General features: G+C 36.1%; 20 protein-coding genes, 2 tRNA genes and 1 pseudogene. 5 read left to right on the top strand and 18 right to left on the bottom strand.

Annotation, left to right across the window (positions count from 1 at the left end; translation table 11 throughout):
• Window positions 1-14: 14 nt before the first annotated feature.
• Together ACZDYH_RS01095 and hemA are read right to left on the bottom strand one after the other, a co-directional pair.
• On the bottom strand, window positions 15-848 hold the full coding sequence (locus tag ACZDYH_RS01095) for a cytochrome c biogenesis protein (RefSeq protein ID WP_000008991.1): 834 nt from the start codon (window positions 846-848) through the stop codon (window positions 15-17).
• 17 nt (window positions 849-865) lie between these two features.
• Window positions 866-2,200 carry a glutamyl-tRNA reductase gene (gene hemA / locus ACZDYH_RS01090; RefSeq protein WP_000547868.1) on the bottom strand — a complete coding sequence of 445 codons (1,335 nt, stop codon included), beginning with the start codon at window positions 2,198-2,200 and terminating at the stop codon, window positions 866-868.
• 416 nt (window positions 2,201-2,616) lie between these two features.
• On the opposite strand from hemA, the gene ACZDYH_RS01085 reads away from it, so the two are divergent.
• Window positions 2,617-3,069 carry a MarR family winged helix-turn-helix transcriptional regulator gene (locus ACZDYH_RS01085; RefSeq protein WP_000133916.1) on the top strand — a complete coding sequence of 151 codons (453 nt, stop codon included), beginning with the start codon at window positions 2,617-2,619 and terminating at the stop codon, window positions 3,067-3,069.
• A 2-nt stretch (window positions 3,070-3,071) separates the two neighbouring features.
• On the top strand, window positions 3,072-3,488 hold the full coding sequence (locus ACZDYH_RS01080) for an organic hydroperoxide resistance protein (RefSeq protein WP_000359781.1): 417 nt from the start codon (window positions 3,072-3,074) through the stop codon (window positions 3,486-3,488).
• A gap of 33 nt (window positions 3,489-3,521) precedes the next feature.
• Here the strand turns inward: ACZDYH_RS01080 and ysxC are convergent, their stop codons facing one another.
• The 7 genes from ysxC to ACZDYH_RS01045 form a co-directional block, all read right to left on the bottom strand.
• On the bottom strand, window positions 3,522-4,118 hold the full coding sequence (ysxC, locus tag ACZDYH_RS01075) for a ribosome biogenesis GTP-binding protein YsxC (RefSeq protein ID WP_000869116.1): 597 nt from the start codon (window positions 4,116-4,118) through the stop codon (window positions 3,522-3,524).
• Window positions 4,115-6,445, bottom strand: coding sequence for an endopeptidase La (lon, locus tag ACZDYH_RS01070; RefSeq protein WP_000097285.1), 2,331 nt, complete (start codon window positions 6,443-6,445; stop codon window positions 4,115-4,117). Before lon ends, ysxC begins: the two co-directional genes overlap by 4 nt.
• Window positions 6,446-6,627: 182 nt before the next feature.
• Window positions 6,628-8,298, bottom strand: coding sequence for an ATP-dependent protease LonB (gene lonB, locus ACZDYH_RS01065; RefSeq protein ID WP_000119170.1), 1,671 nt, complete (start codon window positions 8,296-8,298; stop codon window positions 6,628-6,630).
• 106 nt (window positions 8,299-8,404) lie between these two features.
• Window positions 8,405-9,664 (bottom strand): ATP-dependent protease ATP-binding subunit ClpX, encoded by a 1,260-nt coding sequence (gene clpX / locus ACZDYH_RS01060; protein WP_000472289.1) that lies wholly within the window; start codon window positions 9,662-9,664, stop codon window positions 8,405-8,407.
• A gap of 264 nt (window positions 9,665-9,928) precedes the next feature.
• A complete protein-coding gene (tig, locus tag ACZDYH_RS01055; RefSeq protein WP_000105215.1) occupies window positions 9,929-11,206 on the bottom strand; it encodes a trigger factor in 1,278 nt (425 codons plus the stop codon).
• A gap of 309 nt (window positions 11,207-11,515) precedes the next feature.
• The gene (locus tag ACZDYH_RS01050) at window positions 11,516-12,514 is read right to left on the bottom strand and encodes a hypothetical protein (protein WP_006921228.1); all 999 of its coding nucleotides are present in this window, start codon (window positions 12,512-12,514) and stop codon (window positions 11,516-11,518) included.
• A 197-nt stretch (window positions 12,515-12,711) separates the two neighbouring features.
• Entirely contained in the window at window positions 12,712-12,960 is a 249-nt protein-coding gene (locus ACZDYH_RS01045; RefSeq protein WP_001983650.1) for a hypothetical protein, read from the bottom strand.
• A 519-nt stretch (window positions 12,961-13,479) separates the two neighbouring features.
• Between ACZDYH_RS01045 and ACZDYH_RS01040 the strand changes: the two genes are divergently transcribed.
• Window positions 13,480-14,094: a PH domain-containing protein gene (locus ACZDYH_RS01040; protein WP_000473869.1), complete on the top strand. Its 615-nt coding sequence runs from the start codon at window positions 13,480-13,482 to the stop codon at window positions 14,092-14,094.
• Between the two features lie 84 nt (window positions 14,095-14,178).
• Here ACZDYH_RS01040 and ACZDYH_RS01035 read toward each other — a convergent pair whose 3' ends face one another.
• Window positions 14,179-14,379 carry a hypothetical protein gene (locus tag ACZDYH_RS01035; RefSeq protein ID WP_000124459.1) on the bottom strand — a complete coding sequence of 67 codons (201 nt, stop codon included), beginning with the start codon at window positions 14,377-14,379 and terminating at the stop codon, window positions 14,179-14,181.
• Between the two features lie 152 nt (window positions 14,380-14,531).
• Here ACZDYH_RS01035 and ACZDYH_RS01030 point away from each other — a divergent pair.
• Window positions 14,532-14,624, top strand: a pseudogene (locus tag ACZDYH_RS01030) (DUF6572 domain-containing protein); the annotation flags it as partial.
• A gap of 163 nt (window positions 14,625-14,787) precedes the next feature.
• Here the strand turns inward: ACZDYH_RS01030 and ACZDYH_RS01025 are convergent.
• The 8 genes from ACZDYH_RS01025 to ACZDYH_RS00990 form a co-directional block, all read right to left on the bottom strand.
• Window positions 14,788-14,861: transfer RNA gene (locus ACZDYH_RS01025), tRNA-Arg, on the bottom strand.
• Window position 14,862: 1 nt separating this feature from the next.
• Window positions 14,863-14,936 (bottom strand) — tRNA-Gly (locus ACZDYH_RS01020).
• 108 nt (window positions 14,937-15,044) lie between these two features.
• Window positions 15,045-15,548, bottom strand: a complete 504-nt coding sequence (locus ACZDYH_RS01015; protein ID WP_000645511.1) for a metallophosphoesterase — start codon at window positions 15,546-15,548, stop codon at window positions 15,045-15,047.
• A gap of 13 nt (window positions 15,549-15,561) precedes the next feature.
• The gene (locus ACZDYH_RS01010) at window positions 15,562-16,170 is read right to left on the bottom strand and encodes an XTP/dITP diphosphatase (protein WP_000815939.1); all 609 of its coding nucleotides are present in this window, start codon (window positions 16,168-16,170) and stop codon (window positions 15,562-15,564) included.
• Window positions 16,171-16,181: 11 nt separating this feature from the next.
• Complete coding sequence (rph, locus tag ACZDYH_RS01005) at window positions 16,182-16,919, bottom strand: ribonuclease PH (RefSeq protein WP_001261765.1); 738 nt, start codon at window positions 16,917-16,919, stop codon at window positions 16,182-16,184.
• A gap of 128 nt (window positions 16,920-17,047) precedes the next feature.
• Complete coding sequence (gene gerM / locus ACZDYH_RS01000) at window positions 17,048-18,097, bottom strand: spore germination protein GerM (protein ID WP_001126748.1); 1,050 nt, start codon at window positions 18,095-18,097, stop codon at window positions 17,048-17,050.
• Between the two features lie 181 nt (window positions 18,098-18,278).
• Entirely contained in the window at window positions 18,279-19,088 is an 810-nt protein-coding gene (gene racE / locus ACZDYH_RS00995) for a glutamate racemase (RefSeq protein ID WP_000774005.1), read from the bottom strand.
• Window positions 19,089-19,301: 213 nt separating this feature from the next.
• Window positions 19,302-20,627 carry an MFS transporter gene (locus tag ACZDYH_RS00990; protein WP_000513858.1) on the bottom strand — a complete coding sequence of 442 codons (1,326 nt, stop codon included), beginning with the start codon at window positions 20,625-20,627 and terminating at the stop codon, window positions 19,302-19,304.
• Between the two features lie 545 nt (window positions 20,628-21,172).
• Here ACZDYH_RS00990 and ACZDYH_RS00985 point away from each other — a divergent pair.
• The gene (locus ACZDYH_RS00985; protein ID WP_000728515.1) at window positions 21,173-21,856 is read left to right on the top strand and encodes a type 1 glutamine amidotransferase domain-containing protein; all 684 of its coding nucleotides are present in this window, start codon (window positions 21,173-21,175) and stop codon (window positions 21,854-21,856) included.
• The last annotated feature ends 27 nt before the right edge of the window (window positions 21,857-21,883 follow it).

Here is a 21,883-nt window from a genome sequence, read left to right as displayed (position 1 = left end):
ATTCTCTCTCCTCATTATAAATACCAAAAGTGGAAATTGGACAAACTGCTTAATAGAAAAATGTTTACTAGCATTACGAGAAACGATCCGATATTCCACTGTACAATTTTCTTACCTTGCAACACATCTGCCGCTCGTAAATATAAACCTGTGCAATACACAAATAGAACGACAAAAGATCCGATTACTTTCGTATCATACCAATGGAAATTATCCAATTTTGTATATCCCCATATACATCCTAATAAAATTGCTAGTAAGAAAAATGGAACAGAAAATAAATTTAATCCGTAAGACATAGATTCTAGCTTCGGTAAATTCCCTAACCTTCTTAATCTCGCATTCCATTTTTTCTTTTTTAATAGGCGATATTGCAATAAATACATAATAGAAAAAATGAACGATACAGTAAACGTTGCGTAAGAAATAATTGCCATACCGACATGCACGTATACAAGTTCTGAAACTAATTGTTCCGCAAGTACTGGCGACATCTTTCCGAGCGGTGTAAAAATAGAAAAAGCGCTTACGCCAAATGCTACAACATTTGTAAAAAAGACTAAAAAGTCAATTCTCATAAATCGATTAATAACTAACGACATCGTAATCAATAACCAAACATAAAAATAAATCCCTGATAATAAAGTTAAAATAGGATTCGTTTCTGAATCTGTAGCTCTAAGCAACATAAAAATAGACTGCAGGACCCATACAATCGCAAGTAACCAAAAAGCAAATCGGTTCGCCTTTCGGTTACTTTGGAAATAATCTATAAAATATAAACTAATGCTACAAGCATATAAAATAATTGCAATATGATAAATAATACTGTTATTTAAAAAACTCATCCGATCATCCTTCCAAATTATAAAGATGGAACGGATGGTGTCCACACTCTTTTATGTTCTACTTCTTCCGCACGACTCTCTACTTCTTCCGTTTCTAAATCAAAAATCTTTGCAAATAACGCTAATTTTTCGCTCGCTCCCTCTTCAGCAGCTATTTCTTTCGCTACTAAAATTGGGTCTTTTAATAATTGATTAATAATACTTTTCGTATGCTTACTAATAACTTTTTTCTCACGATCACTAAGGTTTGGTATTTTTCGCTCTAGGCTTACCATCGTTTCACTTTGGATTGCAAGTGCCTTATCACGAAGAGCTGATATTAATGGAACAACACCAAGTGTACTTAACCACGTTTTAAATAGAACAATTTCCTCTTCAATCATAAATTGAATTTTCTCTGCCTCTTTCAAACGCTCAGCACGGTTTGCCTCCACTACTCCTTGTAAATCATCAATATCATACAAGAAAGAACCTTCTAGCTCATCAATCGCTGGATCAATATCACGCGGCACTGCAATGTCAACCATAAATAATGGACGACCAGAGCGCATTTTCTCCACCTTTGTCATCATCTCTTTCGTAATGACATACTCAGATGCACCAGTTGAACTAATTAAAATATCTGCTTCTAATAATGCACATTGTAATTCGCTTAACGATTTTGCATGTCCCATATATTTCTCAGCCATTACTTCTGCTTTCGAAAGCGTCCTATTCATAACTGTTACTTTACGAGCACCACTTCCATATAAGTTTTGTAGTGCAAGTTCGCCCATTTTACCAGCACCAAGAATAAGCACATGACAATCTGTTAACTCGCCAAATATTTTCTTTCCAAGCTCAACAGCAGCATAACTAACAGACATCGCACTTTCACCAATTGTTGTTTCTGAGTGGGCACGTTTTGCTAATGTAATGACTTGCTTAAACAATTCATTAAAAATTGTGCCTGTTGCTTTAACTTGTTGCGCTTCTAAAAAGCTATCTTTTATTTGACCTAAAATCTGCGTTTCTCCGACTACCATTGAATCTAAACCGCACGTTACGCGGAATAAATGATCTATTGCGCCATCTTGTTCAAAAATAGTTAAATATGGCGCGACTTCTTCTATTTCAAGCTGAAACCAATCAGCTAAAAACTTCTTAATATAATACCGTCCCGTGTGTAATTGATCGACAACAGCATAAATCTCAGTGCGATTACAAGTTGATACAATGACATTCTCTAACACGCTCTTTTGATTTTGTAATGTAGTCATCGCTCGCTCTAGTTCTGCTGCCTGAAATGTGAGTTTCTCACGAAATTCTACAGGGGCTGTTCGATAATTTACACTAACAACAAGAATATGCACGCAGCATGTCCCCCTTCACCCGTTTTATCACTTTATCTACTATCATAATACAACTTTCCTCTTATGAATCTGACAATCGTGTGAACAACCGATTATTTTTTAATTATTCTCCGTATGTAATAAAGGAGATTCAGTAACACTAATAAAAAAAATTCTACTTTATAATGATTATAAATTAATAACTCTATTTGTACGTTACCAAAAAAAGCCCTCATAATCAAGTGATGGAAACTATTCCATATAAATTATAACATCATCTTCCCTATCTTCTTTCATCATGAAGGAAAATATGTATGATTGTTCCAAAATGTAACAAAGACTTTCTCAATACAATGTATTTGACATTGCATTTCTTTTTCGTTATATTAGTTTTACAAAATTAAATTGTGCACAACTTAATTAGAAGGGAGTTATTTATGACAGAAGACTCTTTGCATCTAGATAACCAACTTTGTTTTTCTATTTACGCCTGCTCTAGAGAGGTTACTCGTTTTTATCGACCTTATTTAGAAGAAATGGGTATTACGTATCCCCAGTACATTACTTTACTCGTACTATGGGAGCAAGATGGACTAACAGTAAAAGAAATTGGAGAACGTCTATTTTTAGATTCTGGTACGTTAACACCTATGTTAAAACGTATGGAATCATTAAAACTTGTAAAACGTGTTCGTTCCAAAGAAGACGAGCGAAAAGTTTGTATTGAATTAACAGAACAGGGCAAAGATTTAAAGGAAAAGGCTTGTTCATTACCGACAACGATGGCTACAAACTTAGGAATTACAGAGCAAGAATATCGCTCTTTATTAATTCAACTAAATAAACTGATTGACACAATGAAAACAATTAATGATGGAAAAGGGGAATAAATATGGATAAATTATATACTGCTTCAGTAACAGCAACAGGTGGAAGAAATGGGAAAGTAGTTTCAGATGATGGCATATTAAATCTTGATGTAAAAATGCCGAAAGCACTAGGTGGTGCAGGCGGAGAAGCAACAAATCCAGAACAACTATTTGCAGCTGGTTATGCAGCTTGTTTCGATAGTGCATTACAACTTGTCATTCGTACAAAACGTGTGAAAGTAGAAAGTACAGAAGTAACTGCTCACGTTTCTATCGGAAAAGATACAGATGGTGGTTTCGGCCTATCTGCTGTACTTGATGTACATGTGGCTGGCGTTTCACATAGCGAAGCACAAGAACTTGTGGAAGCGGCTCACGGTGTATGTCCTTACTCGAAAGCAACACGAGGAAATATTGAAGTTACATTAAACGTACGCTAAAAAATTTAGCAAAACAAAAACGCGCGACATTCGTCACGCGTTTTTTGTTTTTGTAAATTTATGAATTGCTTTCCACGCTTCTTCTTTTCCAAGTCCTGTTTCAGAAGAGAATAGAACAATTTCATCGCCAATTTCAACAGCAAGCGTTTCTTTTACAACTTTTAAATGCTTTTGCCATTTCCCTTTCGGAATTTTATCGGCTTTCGTCGCAATAATAATTGTTGGGATTTCATAATGCTTTAAGAAATCATACATCATCACGTCATCACTTGTTGGTTGGTGACGTAAATCAACTACTAATACAGCTGCGTCTAATTGTTCACGCGTTGTAAAGTACGTTTCAATCATTTTCCCCCATGCAGCGCGCTCCGATTTAGATACTTTCGCATATCCATAACCTGGAACGTCAACAAAGTGCATCATCTCATTGATTAAGAAAAAGTTCAGCGTTTGCGTTTTTCCTGGTTTAGAAGAAATACGTACTAACTTTTTACGATTTAAAATTTTATTAATAAAGGAAGACTTCCCCACATTTGAACGACCTGCTAATGCAATTTCTGGTAAATCACTGTCTGGATATTGTTCTGGTTTAACAGCACTAATTACAATATCTGCTTTTGTTACTTTCATTGTTTCACTCCTACTAATGCGTGCTCCAATACTTCATCTAAATGAGATGCAAGCACAAACGTAAGGTTTTCTTTTACGCTCTCTGGAATATCATCTAAATCTTTCTCGTTTTCTGCTGGCAAAATAATTTTTGTTAAGCCTGCGCGGTGAGCACTTAATGTTTTTTCTTTTAAACCACCAATTGGTAATACACGACCACGAAGTGTAATTTCACCTGTCATACCCACTTCTTTACTTACAGGAATACCTGTTAGCGCAGAAATAAGTGCCGTTGCCATCGTAATACCTGCTGACGGTCCGTCTTTTGGAACCGCTCCTTCTGGAACGTGAATATGAATATCATTTTTCTCATGGAAATTCGGATCGATCTGAAGCTCTTCTGCACGAGAACGTATATAACTAAACGCAGCTTGTGCTGATTCTTTCATAACATCCCCAAGTTTCCCTGTTAAAATTAGTTTCCCTTTTCCTGGCGCTACAGAAACTTCAATGGCAAGTGTATCGCCGCCTGCTGCTGTGTAAGCTAGACCTGTTGCCATACCAACTTGGTCTGTTTTTTCAGCTTGCCCATAACGGAATATGTGTTTACCAAGTAAATCAACAATCTTTTTCTCTGTCACAACGATACGTTTACGTTCTGCTGTAACGATAATCTTCGCTACTTTACGGCAAACTTTTGCAATTTGGCGCTCTAGCGTACGAACACCAGCCTCACGTGTATAATAACGAATAATCTCAAGCAGCGCTTCATCACGCACTTGTAAATTACCTTTTCGTAAGCCATGTTCTTTTAATTGTTTCGGCAATAAATGCTCACGAGCAATGTGTACTTTTTCAAGTTCTGTATAGCCAGCAATCGAAATGATTTCCATACGGTCAAGTAATGGACCTGGAATACTTGAAAGTGTATTAGCAGTTGCTACAAACATAACTTTTGATAGATCATATGGTTCTTCAATGTAATGATCACTGAAGTTATGGTTTTGTTCTGGATCTAATACTTCAAGTAATGCCGCTGATGGATCTCCACGGAAATCATTAGACATTTTATCAATCTCATCTAATAAGAAGACTGGATTAACTGTTTTCGCCTTTTTCATACCTTGAATAATGCGTCCTGGCATTGCTCCAACATATGTACGGCGGTGACCACGAATTTCAGATTCATCACGCACACCACCAAGAGATACACGGACGAAGTTACGATTCAATGATGTTGCAATTGAACGCGCTAACGAAGTTTTGCCGACCCCAGGAGGGCCTACTAAACAAAGGATAGGTCCTTTTAATGAATTCGTTAACTTCTGTACAGCTAAATATTCAAGTACACGCTCTTTCACTTTTTCAAGACCGTAATGATCGTTATTTAAAATCTCTTCCGAATGAGCAAGATCAATTATATCTTCTGTTGCCTCTGTCCACGGAAGCGCTAATAACCAATCAATATAATTGCGAATAACACCACTCTCCGCAGAACTTGCTGGTAACTTTTCATAACGATCTAATTCTTTCAGCGCAGCCTTCATTGTTTCTTCCGGCATTCCTGACTGTTCAATTTTCTCACGAAGTTCTTCTACTTCTCCGCCCTTGCCTTCTTTGTCGCCAAGTTCAGTTTGAATCGCCTTCATTTGCTCACGTAAGAAATATTCTTTTTGCGTGCGCTCCATGGAACGTTTCACTTTTTGCCCAATTTTCTTTTCTAGGCTAAGTAACTCTTGTTCATCTTGAATAATTGAAATAAGTGTTTGTAATCGTTCTTTTACAGATACAATCTCTAGAATCTCTTGTTTCTGCTTCGTTTTAATCGGCAAGTGAGAAGCAATTAGATCAGCTAATCTCCCTGGTTCTTCCACATCAGCTACCGTTGCAAATGTTTCATTTGAAACTTTTTTCGAGACTTTAATATATTGTTCGAAATGCTCCAGTAACGTACGCATAAAAGCTTTCTCTTCTAAATCATCTTCTACTTCTTCAGTTACCGTTTTAATAGACACTTGTACTACATTTTCTTCTTCGATAAACTCTATTACTTCTGCTCTATGTAAACCTTCCACAAGGACACGAAGCGTACCGTTCGGCAATTTTAACATTTGCTTCACTTTCGCCACCGTACCTACACTATATATGTCATCTTCTTTCGGATCATCGATATTCATTTCTTTTTGCATTGCTAAAAAGATGATATTTTCATCCATTGCCGCCTGCTCTAGTGCTTGTATCGATTTATCACGTCCTACATCAAGATGCAAAACCATCGTTGGATATACGAGAACGCCTCTTAATGGTAGGAGGGGCACGATTCTTTCGTTCGTATTCATACTAGACATAGCACCTCCATAATAAATTAAACTCCTGTTCAACTATTTTATATTACAATACACCTAGATGCAATTGCTGAGATTCCGCGCAATTGTAAATAGCTTGTTTTTCTACCTCACGAAAAGAAAAAAGACTCCGATTAAGCATACAAACTTAAACGAAGTCTGGCAAATTTTATTATTGTTTATTTTTACATAGATTGTGCATCTGTTTCGTCTACGTGAGTATGTACATCTAGCTCTCTATGCATATTTTCTTGCATAAACGTTAACTCAAATACTTCTTTTAACTTACGGACAGGAATAATTTCAATTCCCTTGATCGTATACAAAAATGGTTGCATATTTTCAGCAGGAATAATGACTTTCTTAGCTCCCGCTTTTTTCGCAGCTTTTATTTTTGCGTACACGCCACCAATAGGTTTTACTTCTCCGTGTATACTTATTTCCCCTGTCATCGCTACTTCATTATTTACATACGTGCGGTGCACCGCAGAATATACACCTGTTGCCATAGCGATTCCTGCAGAAGGTCCATCAATTGGGATACCACCTGGAAAATTAATATGTATATCATATCCTTCTGGCAACACATCTAAAGAACGAAGTACTGTTAATACATTATCAACAGAGCCTTTCGCCATACTTTTACGACGAATCGATTTCGTTTGACTACCAATACTTTCTTCTTCCACAATTCCGGTAACATTTACCGATCCTTTATCTTTCGCCTTGATTGCTGTTACTTCAATTTCTAATAACGCACCTGTATTTGGTCCGTATACAGCAAGACCATTTACAAGACCAATCCTTGGAATCGGATAAATGTGCTTTTCATATTTCGGTGTAAGCTGACTTGAGTGAACAACCCACTCTATATCTTCATCCTTAATGAAAGAACGTTCTTCATTTATCGCCATACCAGCAGAGATTTGCACGAGATTAATCGCTTCTCGTCCATTCCTTGCATACATCCCGATCATTTCAATACCATTTTCACCTATTTGCATTTCCACTTTTTCCGCGGCATTTTTCGCTACTTTTTGAATTTCTTCCGTATCTAATTCACGGAAAAATACTTCTAAGCAACGTGACCGAATAGCAGGAGGAATTTCCTCTGGCGAACGTGTCGTTGCTCCAACTAAGCGAAAATCTGCCGGTAAGCCTTTTTGGAAAATATCATGTATATATGTTGGGATCATCGTATTTTCTTCACTATAGTACGCACTTTCTAAAAATACTTTTCGATCTTCTAACACCTTTAACATTTTATTCATTTGAATCGGATGGAGCTCGCCAATCTCATCAATAAACAAAATACCACCATGTGCATCTGTTACAGCACCTTTTTTCGGTTGCGGAATACCTGCTTGCCCCATCGCCCCAGCACCTTGATAAATCGGATCATGCACCGAACCTATTAAAGGGTCTGCGATACCACGTTCATCAAACCGAGCTGTTGTCGCATCAAGTTCAATAAATGTTGCATTCGTACGAAATGGAGATTTAGGATTTCGTTTCGCTTCTTCTAATACAAGACGTGCTGCCGCTGTTTTCCCAACACCTGGCGGGCCATATATGATTACATGTTGCGGATTCGGACCACAAAGAGCCGCTTTTAACGACTTAATTCCGTCCTCTTGCCCTACAATATCTAAAAAGGTTGTAGGACGCACCTTTTCTGCTAGCGGCTCTGTTAAAGAAATCTCACGCATTTTACGAAGCTGTTCTAATTCTTTTTTCGATTCTCGATCAATTGAAACTTTTTGTGTTCGTTGATTTCGAAGTAAATGCCAGAAATACAATCCGACAATTACACCAAAAACAAGTTGAACAACTAAAAATATATTTGTCCAGCTCATTATTTATTTCCTCCCGCAATATTTTATCTCTTAGTATTTCCGCGGAGGAACGTAGCTAAACATAAAGAAAAACAGCAATTATAAAAATTGCTGTTTCCCTTTCGCATTATGCAGATGTTTTTGTATCAAGTACAGTACCGTCTTGTAACACCAATTTTGGCGGCTCATTATCAGCTACTGTTTCTTTTGTAAGAATACACTTCTCGATATCTTTACGAGATGGAAGTTCGAACATTACATCAAGCATTAAGCCTTCAATAATAGAACGAAGTCCACGAGCACCCGTTTTACGTTCAATTGCTTTTTTCGCAATTTCGATTAGTGCACCTTCTTCAAACTCTAACTCAACATCGTCAAGCTCCAATAATTTTTGGAATTGCTTAACAAGTGCATTTTTCGGTTTCGTTAAAATATCAACAAGAGCATCTTCATCAAGTGGCTCTAGGTTCGCAATAACTGGAAGACGACCGATAAACTCTGGAATTAAACCAAATCTTAAAAGATCCTCTGGTAATACGTGAGATAAAACATGCTTCTCATTCACATCAGCATTTTTCTTCTCAGAACCAAATCCAATTACTTTTTCACCAAGGCGACGTTTAATAATCGGCTCAATGCCATCAAACGCTCCACCACAAATGAATAAGATGTTCGTTGTATCAATTTGAATAAACTCTTGGTGCGGATGCTTACGACCACCTTGAGGTGGAACGCTTGCTACAGTACCCTCTAAAATTTTCAGAAGTGCCTGCTGCACACCTTCACCAGATACATCACGTGTAATTGATGGATTTTCGGACTTACGTGCCACTTTATCAATCTCATCAATATAAATGATTCCTTTTTCCGCTTTCTCTACATCATAATCAGCTGCTTGAATTAATTTTAGTAAGATATTTTCTACATCTTCCCCAACATATCCAGCTTCTGTTAAAGATGTTGCGTCCGCGATTGCAAATGGAACATTTAAAATACGCGCTAAAGTTTGTGCCAGTAATGTTTTACCACTACCTGTTGGCCCGATAAGTGCGATATTACTCTTCGCTAATTCTACATCATCAATTTTGCTGTTAGAATTAATGCGTTTGTAATGGTTATATACCGCTACCGCTAGTGCTTTTTTCGCGCTATCTTGCCCGATGACATACTCATCTAAGATTTCACGAATTTCTACCGGTTTCGGTACATCTTTGAATTCTACTTCTTCGTCCTTCGCAAGCTCCTCTTGTACAATTTCAGTACAAAGTTCGATACACTCGTCACAAATGTAAACACCTGGACCTGCCACTAACTTTCGAACTTGCGTTTGTGTTTTACCACAGAAAGAACATTTTAATTGCCCTTTTTCATCATTAAATTTAAACATATTTTCACACCCCTTACAAAGTGCTAACCTCTTGCCTTCGTATGTACACGATAAATGTATCGTATGTAAATACATATTATGTCACTACGTGGCGAGAAATACAAATAATATGACTAGTTATGTACAAATAAAAAATTTTTAAAACTTTTGAAATATGTATATTCGACTTGTAAAGGAACTTTTCCTTCTCCATCGAAAAGTTTTATAAATATATTTCTATATTTATAAAACAAGGCACGATTTTAATCGTGCCTTGTTATTTTATTATGCAGCGTTTTCTACTAAGAAGTCTACAGCTTTACGCACTTTAAGATCTTCAGCTAAAGCGTCTACGCTTCCAAGAGCTTGCTTGATAGCGTCTACTGGCATACCGTACATTTCAGCCATTTTTTCAACTTCTGCAGTTACTTCTTCTTCAGTAACTTCGATGTTTTCAGCTTCAATGATAGCTTCAAGAACAAGATTGATTCTTACACGTTTTTGTGCATCTTCTTTCATTTGCTCTTTTAATTTGTCAGCATCAGTACCTGTGAATTGGTAGTAAAGCTCAAGGTTCATACCTTGTTGGCTTAAACGTTGCTCGAATTCACGAACCATACGATCTAACTCAGTGTTGATCATAGCTTCTGGAATTTCGATTTCAGCGTTAGCAGCAGCTAATTCTACTACTTCGTCACGTACTTTGTGCTCAGCTTCGTGCTTTTTGCCTTCTTCTAAGTTTGTGCGAAGTTTTGCTTTTAATTCATCAAGAGTTGCAACCGCTTCGTCTGCTTCTTTAGCGAACTCGTCGTTTAACTCAGGAAGTTCTTTTGTTTTGATTTCGTGAATTGTTACTTTGAATGTTGCTGGTTTGCCAGCTAATTCAGCAGCATGGTACTCTTCTGGGAATGATACTTCAACGTCTTTAGACTCACCAGATTTAAGACCGATTACTTGCTCTTCGAAACCTGGGATGAATGTACCAGAACCGATTGCTAGAGAGTAGTTTTCGCCTTTTCCGCCTTCAAATGCTTCGCCATCAACGAAACCTTCGAAGTCGATTACAGCTGTATCACCGTTTTCAACAGTTCCTTCTTCTTTAACAACTAGTTCAGCTTGACGTTCTTGTAAAGATTTTAATTCGTTCTCTACATCTTCGTCAGTTACAGTTGTTTCAACTTTTTCTACTGCTAAACCTTTGTACTCACCTAATTTAACTTCAGGTTTCACTGTAACTTTTGCAGTGAAGATAAGGTTAGCATTTTTTTCGAACTTCTCGATGTCGATTTCAGGATGATCAACTGGGAAGATACCAGCTTCTTCAATCGCTTCACCGTATGCTTTTGGTAAAATGATATCTAAAGCATCTTGGTATAAAGATTCAATACCAAAGCGTTGTTCGAATAATGGACGAGGCATTTTTCCTTTACGGAAACCTGGTACGTTAATTGTTTTTACTACTTTTTTGAACGCAGCGTCGATAGAGTTGTTTACTTCTTTAGCATCAACTTCGATTGTTAAAACGCCAACGTTACCTTCTAATTTTTCCCATTTTGTAGACATTTATTCTTTCCCTCCAACTATAATAATGTATGCACATACCTCTATAGATTAAGATCTTCATTATCTCTTTTTTGAAATAACAAATACACAAATAATCCTCTAGCAAAAGCTTTCAGATATAATGTTCCAATCTACTAATTGCCCAGAAGACAACTACGGTATATTTTGTTCGAGAATAATATGAAACATATTAAGTAAGAGAATTACACTTCTCTTCTCTTACAAACAGGCAGTTTTCTGCCTTTTGCAACCCTTACATTATAACATAGAATATGCTCGTTTCAAGAACTGAACGATTCTTTTTCATAATTATACGGGCAAATATCCTTCTCTTTCAACACGTAATAACCATTGATAGGCAATATGAAACTCTTCCAATTCGATATTGTATGCTGCCATAAGCTCTTCTTCATCAATAGCCAATCCGAAACGCTTTCTTCCAATTCTCTCTAAAACAGCTGACCAAATCTCTTCTTTATCCATTAATAGAGCGAATGGGAAAATGCTAATTTGCAATTCTTTCCAATATGTAACCATCGCTTCAAATATATCGGGATAATTTTGCTCTAATCGACTTGATAATTTATGTATAATGTTATTGGATTGCTCCTCATTATGACCTGTAAATGCTGGAATTACCTTAATCGTATTCCCAAACTTTTCTACCTCTATTTCCTCTTCTACCTGACTTTCTATCATTTTATACAAAATAGAAGTTTTCAAATAGGGATGTTGCTCTTCATCTATTAAAAATTTCTTTAAAATAGGTAATGCAAGATCTAAGTCTTTTAATGAAAGTCGCTGAATCGCTCTTAGCTTCTGTCCAAAGTTTTCTCCAAAAATTTCATTAGTAAACTCATTCAACTCAAAATTTGAATCCACTAGCGATGCGTCTCCCTCATTTAGCATACCTTCTGCAAATAAAGCAAGCTGCGCTAATTTTTCCTTTTGATCAGGCATTATATCTTTCGTTTGTAAAACCTTTTCAACAGTTTCAATAACACCTTCATAATCATTTGTTTGAACTAAAATAGTCACGTACGTTTCAAGAATATCACCAAATAAGACAACTCCTGTTTTAAGCAACTGTTCACATTTGTCTTTCGCTTCTTCCATACGTTTTAATTCGAGTAAACAAATAACTGAAGCTAATTCCGTTTGTTCCGTTTCCGCATTATACTGACGTAATATTTCAAAGCAGCGCAATGCATCTTCGAACTTCCGCTCTTTCAACGCTAAAAAACCTTCATCAATATAGCGCTCTGATAGCTGCGGAAACAATACGACCGTATTTTCTTTTTTATCCATACGTCCGCCTCTTTTTCTTGATTTTAATTATGTTCAAAGTAAATATATCAAATGCGTAATGAGAACACAACATCCCCAAATTATTTGTTTGAAATATGAAAATATTTAATTTTTACATTCCAATACGAATAAATCTCTACTAAAAATTAAAATTGTACAAATAAAAATCCCCAGCAACAAACGCAGAGGATTCATCATTAATGGAAAGCTTTTATAATTGTGGGGTATATTACAAGGGTAATAATTTGGAGAACAATAATTGCCATAACAATCATGCTAAAATAGAAGATTGGCTTACTTCGCTTCATTAAAAACATAATAATAAGCATCGTACAAGCAAACAAACTTAAGAAGAACAAACTTGTTGTCGAACTAAGTATACCACTTGGGACAAAGAACAATAACACTACACTACAAGTACCTATAATTCCAAATAACCATTCCATTCATTCACTCATTCCCTTTCCCTCTCATGGCTGTTTTCTCTAAGCAATCAAATGTTTCACAACATCAACTACATACGTTAATTTCTCATACGCTACAAATCCAAAAGCAACCGTTAAGCCCGTTACAACTAATCCTTTCATCATTTCTGCCTCCTCGTTTTATCGTTGTTATCTTCATTATAAAAGATTAGCAATTTGTTACCATCGAACTACCTTACAGTTACCTTACAGAATTGTAAGATTTCAAAAGAGGATAGAAAAACACCTCACATAGCTTGAGGTGCTTTCACGGAATTTCTCTATAATCACTTGCAAAATTAACTTTTTTCTCTTGGTTATTTTTCGAAGAATCCAATCTTAAACTAATAGATTTACTAAATAATTTAGGATCAAAATAATTATTCATTACTTTTCTTAACTTACCTTCAGATATTTTCGTATTACAAGAAAACAAAGGATGAAAATCATGTTAATATATTTTTGTACAATTAAGAATTTAATTTACAAGGGGGATTATATATGTTTAAAAAAATGGCCGCAGATGTATTAGGACTAAGCGATGTAGGTTCTGTTATTACACCTAAAGACTATGATAAGGTCGATGCCGATGATTATGTAATGCATGAAGATGGGGAGAAAATTTACTTTCTAATTAAATCGAAATCAGATGAATATTGCTTCACAAACAAAGGGTTAATTCACTTAGACGGTACAAGCGCAACAAGTAAAAAACGTACACTACGCCGCTTTAGTTATAGTAAATATCAAATTAAAAACGTAGCACTTGAAACTGCAGGAACGATTGATTTAGATGTAGAAATTAAGTTTCAAATGGGCGATGAACATTACTCAATTGATGTTCATAAAAAACATATTGAAGAATTAAAAGATTTATATAAGGCTTTACTTAAAATCGAAGAAATTTCATACGACAACGATATTACATTACAATATGCACATAAAAGTTTAGATATGGCATCTAATGCCTTTAGCCGCATTTCAAACGCACAAGTAAATTTAGCAGAGCAATTTAAAGAAATGAACGAGATTGCCTTTAACTGGCTTGTTGATACGAAGAAACAATATAATGTGAAAGATTATGGTTTTGTATTTGAGAAGTTTATTAATAACTAAACAGAAAACCTTGTTATCAAAAGATAACAAGGTTTTTGTAGCGTACCAGGAGAGATTCGAGCTCCCGCTCCGCCCATTTCCGTACTATTTTATATATTTTGATCGCAGTCTTAATATATCTTCTCCTTCGCGAATGCCTGCCGATCCCTTCCTCACATTTTTTACGATAGTCCAATTCGGGTTAGTTTCATCACCGATGTTCTGTACTGTAAAATTGCCATCACCATATTTTCGGTGACCTTCTGCCAATTTCTCCGTTAAATCGTTCTCATTTGATCTCGCCATCTTTGCGCCATCTCCCTTTTTTATACGACCTTCTTAAACCATCTAACCAATCACAGGTCCAGTCAATTGGAGATTCTCGTTTTTCGCTTCTATTAATTGTAACACACTCACAGGGATAAGTTCCGATAACTGCTGCTCAATCGTACTAGAATGGTAAAGAGTTTTATAATATTGTAAGTAAACAATTAAGAGAATCTGGATATGGATTTGAGTTCCATCATAAACCTATTGATTCTTTAAATTAAATAAGAGGAATAGGGCGCATAAATGGTCCTCTTTTTATTTAAGAAAAAGAAGTACATATGCAACTGCTTAATATCAAAGGAAAGGTCGCAAATATTAAGCATGAACTACACTTATAACCCAAACAAAAAACCTTGTTATCAAAAGATAACAAGGTTTTTTTAGCGTCCCAGGAGAGATTCGAACTCCCGACCGTACGCTTAGAAGGCGTATGCTCTATCCGGCTGAGCTACTGGGACATGGAGCGGGTGAAGAGAATCGAACTCTCGACCAGAGCTTGGAAGGCTCTTGTTTTACCACTAAACTACACCCGCATATGTTATTTTCTTTTCTTCGTTAGCGCCGTTGCCCTATCGACAATATTTATTATATGTATAACCACACATAAAGTCAACACCTTTTTTAAAAGAGGATAAATTTTCTTATCCTCTTTTAAAAACTGCCTGTTCAACTAGTTGTCCGTCTAACGTTTCAAAACGAACTTCCATTTGATTTTCATCCATTTCTAATAAAGCAAATGTCTTTTCTACACGCTGACGTGGTAATAAAATACTGCCTGGATTAATAAATAAAACGCCCTCGATTAATTCCGCACCTAATACGTGAGAATGTCCGAAGCATGCAACTTGCGCTCCCACTTCTTCAGCATGGTACGCTAGCGTTTGTAATGTCATTTTCACATTATGGCGATGTCCATGCACAACTAAGAAGCGAATTCCATCTACATCAGTTACAATTTCATCTTGAAAGTTAGCATAATCACAGTTTCCTTTTACAACATGGAAACCTTGCAGTTCTTCATGAGCAGATGTTAGCTCTGAATCACCGCAATGAATCATGATATCTACTTTCCCTTCATACTTCTCTTTCAACTGCTGTAATTCCTTCACAGAGCTATGACTATCGCTTACGATTAAAGCTTTCATCATTCTCTCTCCCTTATTCTCCTAAAAACCATTCCGGGATTTTTTCTTCTAACTTACGAAGAGCACGTCCGCGGTGACTAATAGCATTTTTTTCATCTGAACTTAATTCCGCCATTGCTTTTTTGTACTCTTCCACATAAAAGATCGGATCGTATCCAAAGCCATTTTCTCCGCGGCGTTGTTCTAAAATAAATCCTTCACATGTCCCGTTTACAATGACAGGCTTTTTATCACCTTCAGGGAAAGCTACTGCTAATGCACAGTAGAAGCGAGCTTTACGCTTATCAAACGGTATTTCATTTAATTCTTGTAAAACTTTATCAATATTCGCTTGATCATCTTTTGGCTCTCCAGCAAAACGAGCTGAATACACGCCTGGTTTCCCGTTTAACGCATCTACAATAAGACCTGAATCATCCGCAATTACAATTGCATTCAACTGTCTACTCAAACTATCCGCTTTTAAGATCGCATTTTCTTCAAATGTTTCACCAGTTTCTTCGACTTCTTCAATATGAGGAAAATCGTGTAATGATTTCACTTCTAAATCAAATCGCTCAAATAACTCAGCAAATTCACGTACTTTCCCCATATTTTTTGTCGCTACAACAACTTGTTTCATACTTTCCACCTCTACTCTATATGAGATACGATGTCACCTAACGCTTCTTTTTGCATATCAATCAGTTGGAAAATGCCTTGTTCTGCTGCATCAAGTAATTCATTTAACTGCGCTCTACTAAACGTCGCTTCTTCTCCAGTTCCTTGCACTTCAACGAACTGACCTTTTCCAGTCATAATTACATTCATATCAACGTCTGCTTTAGAATCTTCTGCATAGTTTAAATCTAAAACAACACCTTGCTCTTCAACAATTCCTACTGATGTTGCTGCTAAATAATCTTTTACTGGAATTTTAGATACTTTTTCTGCTTGTAATAATTTCTCGAAAGCTAATACCATCGCTACATATGCACCTGTAATAGAAGCTGTTCTCGTTCCACCATCTGCTTGAATGACATCACAGTCAATCCAAACTGTTCTCTCGCCAAGCGCTTCTAAATCAACTACCGCACGTAATGCTCGTCCTATTAAGCGCTGGATTTCCATTGTACGTCCTGTTACTTTCCCTTTGCTTGACTCCCTAATTGTACGTTGTTCTGTCGCACGTGGAATCATCGCATATTCAGCTGTTACCCAGCCCTTTCCTTCTCCACGCATAAATGGCGGGACACGCTCTTCAATTGTCGCTGAGCAAATTACCTTTGTATCCCCAACCTCAATTAACACTGATCCTTCTGGATGTTTTAAATAATTCGTATGAATATGTATATGGCGTAATTCTGTTTTCTCTCTACCATCTACTCGCATAAAAATAACCTCCTCATAACTACTTGTTAGTATAGCCAAATTTAAATGTATGATATGTATACAATAAAAGAAGAGGAACCCAAAAAGCAATTCCTCTTTCTTACTTAAGTATATCAAATTATTGACGATTAAAAACTACCTGTATTCACGTTTTCTGGACGATCTACAGGTTTTATTAACTTTCCGCCCTTTTCATCTATAAGATTTGCTTTTCCATTCACTTCAATAGAAATATTTTTCACACCTTTCTTTTCTGTTAAAGATAAAACTAACGACTTCAATACGTAATTTGAGATCATATTTTTATCTGGGTTTACAAATATATTTTCATTAAAGTTTAATGTAAGATTTCCGTCTTGTAATTTCGGATTCGTAATAAGCTTAACGCCTGGATTAAAATCATTCAGGAGCGATTGATGGATCGGACCTTTTACAAGTTCATCTATAATTGTTGCATAGTCATTTTCTTTACCTTCCGCAACGCGGCGTGTGACTGGTACGTAGTATTGCTGTTTATTATTATTTTGCGCCATAAAATACAGTGTGACTGGTTTTGTATTTGTTACATCTGCTACTTGTTCATCATCGAAGTTAATACCATTTGCACGGCTCACTCCTTCACCAAGCGGTGTACCACCAACCGGCATCTTTGCCAATTTCTCACCATTTATTTGGAACTGCACTTGTTTTATCTCTGTAAATTGCGTCAACGTCCAAGCTATAGATTCAACGATTTGACGCTCTTCTTCTTTCGCATAGTTTTTCATTTCTTTAGAGAAATCAATAACTGCCGTTCCGTCCTTTTTCAAATCTAAGGTCATCGTTGTATTCGCCGGAATGACTGCACGAAACCCATTCGGTAATAAATTCGTTACCGGTCCATCTTTCACAAGGTATTCTAACGTTTGCTTCACAGTCTCATTTGCTTTCGGAGTAGGTATAGCTAACGTTTGTGGTACAACATAACCATTTTTATCAACAAGGTATAGTTCTCTATTTACCATTTGCCCTTGCTTATCTTTTTTAGCTACTTCTTTCTTCCCACCCTCTGTATACGTAACTTGTTTTGGCGGATCAATTTGTTCAGTTGCTTTCTCTTGATTTATAAAGCCACACCCTGTTAGTAAAACAGCACTCACAGTAGCACCAACAACCCATTTAAAAGTGGATTTAGGCATGCCATTCCCCCCTAAAATCTAAGTTTGTACTATTATGTATACGAGCTGTTTCATGTTTTAGAACAAGCTGCGCCTCTTATAAATTGAAACTTTAATCAACAGGGGTCTTACTCCCCAGCAAATAGCAAGATAAAACAAAAACTCCTGATTTCTCAGGAGCTCACTTATATAAATTCTACTATTATTCTTTTTCTAAATGAATATGCTTCACATTTTCAATCGGTTGACCGAACCATTTTGATGCAATTTCTTTAAACAAGCCTATTTTTCCTGTTGTTAAGAAGAGATGATCGCTTTGTTCTTCTCCTTCATTCAACATTTTACTATGATATAAGATTGTACTTACTTCACGTGCTGTTTCATCACCAGAACTAATTAGTTGCACTTTATCTCCCATTACTTTTTTAATAACAGGTCCTAAAATCGGATAATGTGTACACCCTAATATAAGTGTATCAATATCGGTACTTTTCAGTGGTTGCAACGTTTCTCTTACAACTTCATACGCCATTTCACTTTCGAAATTCCCACTCTCTACAAGTTCAACGAAAGGTGGACAAGCTAAACTTTCTACCATAACACGGTTATTAATAGACTTTAACGCCTCTTCGTATGCACCACTTTTCACCGTTCCAATCGTTCCAATAATCCCAACGTGATACGTGTTTGTCACTTTTAAAGCTGTACGTGATCCTGGGTGAATAACTCCTACTACTGGAATTGGTAATTGTTTTTGCATCTCTTCTAATACAACTGCAGTTGCTGTATTACACGCAATAACTAACATTTTAATATTTAAATCTAGTAAATGCTCTGTCATTTCCCACGTAAATTGACGTACTTCTTCTCGAGAACGTGGACCATAAGGACAACGTGCTGTATCTCCTAAATATATGATACGCTCTTTCGGCAACTGACGAATTAATTCCTTCGCTACTGTTAAACCGCCAACTCCTGAATCGATAACACCGATTGCTCTATTCAACTTCATCACCCGTTTTCTCATTCATCATCTTTTATGTTTATCATTATATTTTACACACTTTAAGTTCGCTCACTTCAAATGCTTCTGTATGAAAATTTTCATTTTCCCATGTATAGACTAGGACCTTTTTTATTTTGCTCCTTTTTTTCGTAATTTGCAAGATAGAAAAATAACCGACCTTCTATAAGAAAGTCGGTTTCTTCTATATAAAGTGCATATTCATTGCTCCATCTTTTTTTGAAAAGAAGACATTCCCATTAATAAGAAGAAATGAGCAACAATTAAAATGACGATCAAAATAAAATTCAATCGATAACTATTTGTAGATTCCATAATTTTGCTCGCTACAGCTGGTCCAAATGCCATACCGAAAAAGTTAATTAAATTATATAAACCAAGACCGACTCCAACTTTAGCTGGATTTAATGTTTTCGGGATAAATGTGTTTAATGATACTTGAATTGCCGAATAACTCATAAATGTTAAAATAACCGCAAATAAAATAAAGAGTAAGTTCCCGTCCGGAATAATCCCTAAAATTAAAAAGCCAATGATCATAACTACAGAAGCTACATACATCATCTTCACATTCCCAAACGAAGGAATAATCTTTCCGGTAATAAAACTAGATACAATACCAAAGAGAGATGCAATAAACAATACAATTCCAATAACGAATGGAGACAATCCATGTCCTCTTCCTAACAGTAATGGTAATAATAATAAACTAGCACATAACGCCACATTAATGATAAATCCGACCGCTATTAAACGAAGTAATGGTTTATTTGTAAATAACTCAATATCAATAAACGGCGACTCCGTTCTCTTCATATGAGCCTTAAATAAAAATAGAAAAACAACAGATAACACAAAAAGCCAACTATTAATATTAACTCCTAATAAAATGGTCGTAATCAATACAAATAATAAAACTGCTCCAATGAAATCAAAGCGAAACACTTCATCTGTATGTCGCGCCTCTTCTGGCATAAATTTTACGAGTAAGAAAATACCAATCATTGAAATAACCATAAATAAAAATAAATACGGCCACCCTAACGTATTTGTAATTGCCCCACCTACTAAAGGTCCAATACCAACCGCTAATGCAATAGAAGAACTAATCATTGCTAACGCACCTGGTTTTTTAGCTGGAGCAACTAATTTCGCCACCGCAATCATACTAAGCGCAATAAACGCTGCTCCGCCGCTCGCCTGCACTAACCTTGCGAAAATGATAATTTCATAAGATTGATTCACAAATCCAACAATAGAACCAGCTACAAATATGATAATAGAAATAATTAATAGTCTTTTTACACTGTAACGATCAGCCAGCTTTCCATATATTATCGAACCAATACCGACAACTAAGGAATACCCTACTACAACCCAGCTTACTTTCGATTGACTAATTGATAAATCATTGGCAATATCCTCTAGCGCTACATTAAATAACACAGCGTTCATCGGTCCTAACAAAACAATAAAACATAATGTAAAAACAAACCATTTCGAATGGTTTCTTATATCTTTCCCCATGTGTAACACTCTCCTGATTGCAATTTTAAAACTGTCAAACTATAGATAAAAAAATGAAGTTATTTAAATGTTGTATTACCACTAAACAACTTCATTAAATGTGTAAAAGTTGCTAATTTATCGCGCGATAAAGTGAAACTTTAATCAGTGAGGTTTTTGTTCATCCCCCACTGATTATTAGCCCTCACCAATCGGGCTTTTACGGGCAGCCCAACCCCCACCTAACTTCTTTGCTTCCGCTGAATTTTGAGATGAGGGTCTTACTGCCCGTTAATGCGGGGTAAATTGAATTCGAAACGAAACACGTATGTTGTTCGATATTCATGGAACTATCATAGTTTCAGCATTACAGTTTGTCAATGAAAAATATACAAAGTAAACTAATTAAGTCTTTTTAGTTTACTTTGTTCAAAAGTTATTATACACTAATTTCGAAGCCGATATAAGGAGGACTGGCATGATTATTCAAATTTACATTTTTTAACTTAATAAAATGAAACGCATACAGAACTTTTATATAGAAGAGACATTATAGGAGGATTATGATGAAGAAAAAAATGTTAGTTGTATTAACAAGCGTAGAAAAATATCCAAATTTAAATAGGGCTACCGGACTTTGGCTTGGTGAAGCTGTACATTTCGTAAAAAAAGTAGAAGAAGCGGGTTACGAAGTTGATTACGTCAGTCCACAAGGCGGTTATACACCAATTGATCCACATAGTTTAGCAATGGCGGAGAGCATCGATTGGGAATGGTATCAAAAGAAAGAGTTTATGAATCGCCTCGGTTCTACAATGAAACCAAGTGAAGTGAATCCAGAAGACTACGCTGTTATTTATTACGCAGGTGGCCACGGGGTTATTTGGGACTTCCCAGAAAATAAAGAACTTCAAAATATTAGCCGCAATATTTATGAAAACGGCGGAATTGTTTCTTCCGTTTGTCATGGAGCTGCTGGTTTATTTCATATTACATTAAGCAATGGGGATCGTTTAATTAGCGGTAAGAAGGTAACAGGCTTTTCAAATGAAGAAGAAAAATTAGCTGAATTAGATCAATTCGTTCCATTTTTAACAGAAGATGAACTCATTAAAAATGGAGGACTTTACGAAAAAGCCGCGCAACCGTGGGAAGCTTATGCTCTAGAAGATAATCGTGTTATCACTGGTCAAAACCCAGCTTCAGGTGGTTCAGTAGCCGAATTAGTATTAAAACAGTTGCAAAAATAATATGTACTAAAAAAGCAGATTCTCCTC

Source organism: Bacillus sp. EB V-12, from assembly GCF_056158125.1.
This window is presented reverse-complemented; position numbering and strand designations above follow the sequence as displayed.

Coding starts and splice junctions, on each gene's coding strand:
- ACZDYH_RS01095 (WP_000008991.1), bottom strand. CDS start 848: ATGAGTTTTTTAAATAACAGTATTATTTATCATATTGCAATTATTTTA.
- ACZDYH_RS01085 (WP_000133916.1), top strand. CDS start 2,617: ATGACAGAAGACTCTTTGCATCTAGATAACCAACTTTGTTTTTCTATT.
- ACZDYH_RS01080 (WP_000359781.1), top strand. CDS start 3,072: ATGGATAAATTATATACTGCTTCAGTAACAGCAACAGGTGGAAGAAAT.
- ysxC (WP_000869116.1), bottom strand. CDS start 4,118: ATGAAAGTAACAAAAGCAGATATTGTAATTAGTGCTGTTAAACCAGAA.
- lon (WP_000097285.1), bottom strand. CDS start 6,445: ATGTCTAGTATGAATACGAACGAAAGAATCGTGCCCCTCCTACCATTA.
- lonB (WP_000119170.1), bottom strand. CDS start 8,298: ATGAGCTGGACAAATATATTTTTAGTTGTTCAACTTGTTTTTGGTGTA.
- clpX (WP_000472289.1), bottom strand. CDS start 9,664: ATGTTTAAATTTAATGATGAAAAAGGGCAATTAAAATGTTCTTTCTGT.
- tig (WP_000105215.1), bottom strand. CDS start 11,206: ATGTCTACAAAATGGGAAAAATTAGAAGGTAACGTTGGCGTTTTAACA.
- ACZDYH_RS01050 (WP_006921228.1), bottom strand. CDS start 12,514: ATGGATAAAAAAGAAAATACGGTCGTATTGTTTCCGCAGCTATCAGAG.
- ACZDYH_RS01045 (WP_001983650.1), bottom strand. CDS start 12,960: ATGGAATGGTTATTTGGAATTATAGGTACTTGTAGTGTAGTGTTATTG.
- ACZDYH_RS01040 (WP_000473869.1), top strand. CDS start 13,480: ATGTTTAAAAAAATGGCCGCAGATGTATTAGGACTAAGCGATGTAGGT.
- ACZDYH_RS01035 (WP_000124459.1), bottom strand. CDS start 14,379: ATGGCGAGATCAAATGAGAACGATTTAACGGAGAAATTGGCAGAAGGT.
- ACZDYH_RS01015 (WP_000645511.1), bottom strand. CDS start 15,548: ATGAAAGCTTTAATCGTAAGCGATAGTCATAGCTCTGTGAAGGAATTA.
- ACZDYH_RS01010 (WP_000815939.1), bottom strand. CDS start 16,170: ATGAAACAAGTTGTTGTAGCGACAAAAAATATGGGGAAAGTACGTGAA.
- rph (WP_001261765.1), bottom strand. CDS start 16,919: ATGCGAGTAGATGGTAGAGAGAAAACAGAATTACGCCATATACATATT.
- gerM (WP_001126748.1), bottom strand. CDS start 18,097: ATGCCTAAATCCACTTTTAAATGGGTTGTTGGTGCTACTGTGAGTGCT.
- racE (WP_000774005.1), bottom strand. CDS start 19,088: ATGAAGTTGAATAGAGCAATCGGTGTTATCGATTCAGGAGTTGGCGGT.
- ACZDYH_RS00990 (WP_000513858.1), bottom strand. CDS start 20,627: ATGGGGAAAGATATAAGAAACCATTCGAAATGGTTTGTTTTTACATTA.
- ACZDYH_RS00985 (WP_000728515.1), top strand. CDS start 21,173: ATGAAGAAAAAAATGTTAGTTGTATTAACAAGCGTAGAAAAATATCCA.